The organism is Arthrobacter sp. Y3223164, assembly GCF_059091005.1.
This window is the reverse complement of the sequence record NZ_JBNHGF010000255.1, coordinates 1-4,164: the sequence shown is the minus strand read 5'-3', so window position 1 is coordinate 4,164 and position 4,164 is coordinate 1. Positions and strand designations below refer to the sequence as shown.

Sequence of the window (4,164 nt, the reverse complement as noted above, 5' to 3'; positions counted from 1 at the left end):
GTCTCGCCGCCGCCTGTGCCGCCGCCGCCGCCGCAGGCGGACAGCACGAGCGCGGCTCCGGCTGCCATGGCAGCCATTCCATAACGGGTCTTTCGCATGTTTTCTCCTTGCGTTGTCGGCCCTCCGTCAGTGAAGGGCCAGGTGTGGGGGTCAGTGTTCGAGGATCTTGCCCAGGAAGTCCTTGGCGCGGGTGCTCTTCGGGTTGGTGAAGAATTCTTCCGGGGTGGCCTGCTCCACGATCTGGCCGTCGGCCATGAAGAGCACGCGGTCCGCCGCCTTGCGCGCAAAGCCCATCTCGTGCGTGACCACGATCATGGTCATGCCTTCGCTGGCCAACTGCACCATGGTGTCGAGCACTTCGTTGATCATTTCCGGATCCAGTGCCGAGGTGGGCTCGTCGAAGAGCATCACCTTAGGTTTCATCGCCAGGGCCCGGGCAATCGCCACGCGCTGCTGCTGGCCGCCGGAGAGCTGGGCCGGCAGCTTTTGCGACTGGTTGGCCACGCCGACGCGCTCGAGCAGGCTCATGGCCAGCTCCTTGGCCTCGGACTGCTTCATCCCCTTGACCTTGATCGGTCCCAGGGTGACGTTCTCCAGGATCGATTTGTGGGCAAAAAGGTTGAAGGACTGGAACACCATGCCGACGTCGGCCCGCAGCTTGGCAAGGGCCTTGCCCTCGGCCGGCATCTTCTCGCCGTCGATCAGGATTTCGCCGTCGTCGATGGTCTCCAGGCGGTTGATCGCCCGGCAGAGGGTGGACTTGCCGGAACCCGACGGCCCGATCACGACCACCACTTCGCCCTTGGTGACCTCCAGGTTGATGTCCTGCAGCACATGGAGGGATCCGAAGTGCTTGTTGACGTTCTTCAGGGACACCAGCGGCTGACCCGCCGGCGCGGCGGATGTGGCTCGGGTTGCCGCCGCAGGAGCAGCAGGCGGCGTTTTACTGTGCGATGCGTCACTGGTCATGGAACGAATCTAGCGAAAGATTCCCTTCAAGCAATGCATTCGCGACCGAACCGCCGGAATCGTGATTTAAGAGCAACCTGCGTCCCGGACCGCGTGAGGGCCGAATTGCCACCGAAACGGCGGAAACCGCCACGGATGGCCGGCGGATCTGTAGCCTTGGGAAATGACAAACCAGCAAGACATCCCGCTCCCGTCGCAACTTCCGGGCGCACCGAAAACCCGTTTCAAGGGGCCGGTGGAGCTGCGGCGCAGCCAGGCGGACATCCCGCAGGCCGACCAGTACCTGCTGGACACCAAGGACCGGGCGGAATTTACGCACACGGATCCCTGGCGCGTGCTGCGGATCCAGAGCGAATTCGTCGAAGGGTTCGGCACCCTGGCCGACCTCGGCCCGGCGATCAGCGTGTTCGGTTCGGCCCGCACCCGGCAGGGAAGCAAGCACTACGCCATCGCCGAGGAGATCGGGCAGCTGCTGGTCCGGCATAATTTCGCGGTCATCACCGGCGGCGGCCCCGGTTCCATGGAGGCGGCCAACAAGGGCGCCAGCGAGGCCGGCGGCGTCTCGGTCGGGCTGGGCATCGAACTGCCGTTCGAGCAGGGGCTCAACGACTGGGTGGACCTGGGCATCAACTTCCGGTATTTCTTCGCCCGCAAGACGATGTTCGTCAAGTACGCGCAGGGGTTCATCGTGCTCCCCGGCGGGCTGGGCACGCTCGACGAGCTGTTCGAAGCCATGGTGCTGGTCCAGACGAAGAAGGTGACGTCCTTCCCGATCGTGCTGGTGGGCACGGCATTCTGGTCGCCGCTGATCGACTGGATCCGCAACACGCTCCTGGCCGAAGCGATGATCGCGGAGGCCGATCTGGACCTGGTCAGCGTGGTGGATACGGCCGAGGAAGCAGTCGAGCAGGTCATCTCCGGGTTGTCCGCCCGCTCCGGATTTTGACCCGGCGCGACGTCCTCTCTGGCACGATGGTGCTGTGAGCGCATTCCTGGTTTTCCTTGCCATCGCCGTTGCAGGTGCGGCCGCTGTCGCCGCGTCGGGCTGGCGGGGCCGGAGGAAGGCGGCCGGCGCCGGCGCGGGCGGCGAGAGTGACGGCACCGGATGGGAGCGCGGGCACGTGGCCGCGCTCCAGGGCCTGAGCGAGCATGAGGCGCGGCTGCCGGCGGTTTTGCTGCCTGAACACCCCCGTGCCGAAGACCTGGACAGCGTCCGGTTTTCCACTGCCCTGCGGGGCTACCGGATGGACCAGGTGGACGAAGTGCTGGACGTCCTGCGGGCCGAGCTGGGAGCCAAGGAGCGCCTGATCCGGCAACTGAGCCACGAACAGCCGCAGCCCGACGGCGGTGCCCACCCGGCGCGGGAAGGATGACGGGGGTGCAGGACCGCCTTCCGCGCACGCGCGTGCTTCGGGAGGCCGTGCACGCGGAGCTTTCCTTCTGGCGCCGACGGATCTCCGGGTGGCCGTGGTGGGTCCAGGTCTGCGTGCTTTACGCCCTTTCCCGGGTGTATTCGCTGCTGGTCTTCCTCGCGGTGGCACGCCAGCAAGGGCCGAATCCGTGGACCGGACCGCACCCCGACTATCTGTCCTTCATCGGAATCTGGGACAGCGCCTGGTACGAGCAGGTCTACCGGGAGGGGTATCCCGCCGATATTCCCCGCGGCCAGGACGGGCGGGTCGACGAGAACCAGTGGGCGTTCTACGCGCTTTTCCCCGGCATCGTCCGCGTCCTGGCGGCGGCCACCGGGCTGGGGTGGCAGTTGCTGGCACCGCTGGTTGCGACCCTCGCCGGTTTTGCCGCCGTGCTGCTCATCTACAAACTTTTCCGTCGCTACGCCCCCCACGGCACCGCGCTGTGGGCCGTGTTCTTCGTGGCGGTCTTTCCGGTCTCGCCGATCCTCCAGGTGCCGTACGCCGAATCGCTGAACCTGGCGCTGCTGGCGGCGGCGCTGCTGCTGCTGGTGCGGCGGAAGTACCTGCTGGCGATTCCCGTCGTCGTGCTGATGTGCCTCTCCCGGCCGGTCGGCGTGCCGTTCGCGGCACTCGCCGGCCTTCACCTGCTGTGGCGGATCAGGCAGCGCCGCACCGATCCGCTGCAGACCCCGGAATTCCTCCGCGCGGCAGCGCTGGCGCTGGTCAGCTGTGCAGCGGCCCTCGCCTGGCCGGTGCTGGCGTGGTCGGTCACGGGGGAGATGACCGCGTACACCGATACCGAGACCGCCTGGCGGGGCGAGGCCCTGATCCTGTTCAAGCCGTGGTTCGACATGGGCGTAAACCTTTTCGGGCTGTTGGGCGGAATGGCCGCCCCGCTGCTGCTGGTGGCCGCGGCGGCCGGGGTCCTGTGCTCCCCGCCGGCCCGGAAGATGGGGGGCGACCTGAGGCTGTGGTGCGCCTGCTACCTGGGCTACCTGCTTGCCTTTCTGCATCCGCAGACCAGCACCTTCCGGCTGTTGCTTCCGCTCTTCCCGCTGGCCCTGGCGGCGGCCTTGGTATCACGCAGCCGGGCGTACCGCGCGTGCCTGGCAGTGATGTTCCTGGCCGGGCAGATTGTCTGGGTGACCTGGCTCTGGTCCTGGGCCGAACTGCCCGGCGGCGGGGACTATCCGCCCTAGCGGCGGCCGGCGCCGGTGCGCCCCGTGTCGCGCAAATTAGCACCCGGTTGTGATGTACGCGATAATGGGTAGTGGTTGGACATGGCGGCCGGGCAACTGAAGGGCCGCCGATGTGAGGTTGGCGGGCAGGGCGATCACCGATCGGGCTGCCCCATGGCGGAAGGGAATTCCCAGATGGCTGCGATGAAACCGCGTACCGGTGACGGTCCGATGGAAGTGACCAAGGAGGGGCGAAGCCTCATCCTGCGGGTGCCCATCGACGGCGGCGGGCGTCTGGTGCTCGAACTGAACGCCGAAGAAGCCGGCAACCTCAAGGACTGCCTGCTCGGCGTCACCAGCGACGTGGCAGGCTAGGAACCGTTTGCTGTGAGCCACGTTCCCTCCACCGCAGAGGAACAAACCGCCCGTCATCTGGAGCAGGCCCTGGTTGAACCGCAGATGGCGCGCGTCCAAGCCCTTCCGGCCCTCGGCCGCGGACGGTCTCCGGCCGAGGGCGCCGGGGATGTCACGGTGCTGGCGGTCCCCATTGCTGAAGGCGAGGCCAACGTTGAGCGGGCCACGCCGCAGCCGCGCCAGGGTGC

Annotated in this window: 5 protein-coding genes and 1 pseudogene; 5 read left to right on the top strand and 1 reads right to left on the bottom strand. The window is 67.2% G+C overall.

Annotated features, from left to right (window positions below; genetic code table 11):
• Positions 1-150: 150 nt before the first annotated feature.
• Positions 151-969, bottom strand: a complete 819-nt coding sequence (locus tag AC5RUJ_RS12085; RefSeq protein WP_494012571.1) for an amino acid ABC transporter ATP-binding protein — start codon at positions 967-969, stop codon at positions 151-153.
• A 163-nt stretch (positions 970-1,132) separates the two neighbouring features.
• On the opposite strand from AC5RUJ_RS12085, the gene AC5RUJ_RS12080 reads away from it, so the two are divergent.
• The 5 genes and pseudogenes from AC5RUJ_RS12080 to AC5RUJ_RS12060 form a co-directional block, all read left to right on the top strand.
• On the top strand, positions 1,133-1,915 hold the full coding sequence (locus AC5RUJ_RS12080; protein ID WP_494049655.1) for an LOG family protein: 783 nt from the start codon (positions 1,133-1,135) through the stop codon (positions 1,913-1,915).
• Positions 1,916-1,949: 34 nt separating this feature from the next.
• Positions 1,950-2,342 carry a DivIVA domain-containing protein gene (locus AC5RUJ_RS12075; protein ID WP_494074159.1) on the top strand — a complete coding sequence of 131 codons (393 nt, stop codon included), beginning with the start codon at positions 1,950-1,952 and terminating at the stop codon, positions 2,340-2,342.
• Positions 2,339-3,583: a hypothetical protein gene (locus AC5RUJ_RS12070; RefSeq protein WP_494128743.1), complete on the top strand. Its 1,245-nt coding sequence runs from the start codon at positions 2,339-2,341 to the stop codon at positions 3,581-3,583. The genes AC5RUJ_RS12075 and AC5RUJ_RS12070 overlap by 4 nt, the downstream gene beginning before the upstream one ends.
• A 174-nt stretch (positions 3,584-3,757) precedes the next feature.
• The gene (locus AC5RUJ_RS12065) at positions 3,758-3,937 is read left to right on the top strand and encodes a DUF3117 domain-containing protein (protein WP_493979326.1); all 180 of its coding nucleotides are present in this window, start codon (positions 3,758-3,760) and stop codon (positions 3,935-3,937) included.
• 12 nt (positions 3,938-3,949) lie between these two features.
• Positions 3,950-4,164: pseudogene (locus AC5RUJ_RS12060) on the top strand (leucyl aminopeptidase family protein); the annotation flags it as partial.

What these genes read in the sequence shown, in the direction of transcription:
- AC5RUJ_RS12065 (WP_493979326.1), top strand. Translation starts at nt 3,758, where the DNA reads ATGGCTGCGATGAAACCGCGTACCGGTGACGGTCCGATGGAAGTGACC.
- AC5RUJ_RS12085 (WP_494012571.1), bottom strand. Translation starts at nt 969, where the DNA reads ATGACCAGTGACGCATCGCACAGTAAAACGCCGCCTGCTGCTCCTGCG.
- AC5RUJ_RS12070 (WP_494128743.1), top strand. Translation starts at nt 2,339, where the DNA reads ATGACGGGGGTGCAGGACCGCCTTCCGCGCACGCGCGTGCTTCGGGAG.
- AC5RUJ_RS12080 (WP_494049655.1), top strand. Translation starts at nt 1,133, where the DNA reads ATGACAAACCAGCAAGACATCCCGCTCCCGTCGCAACTTCCGGGCGCA.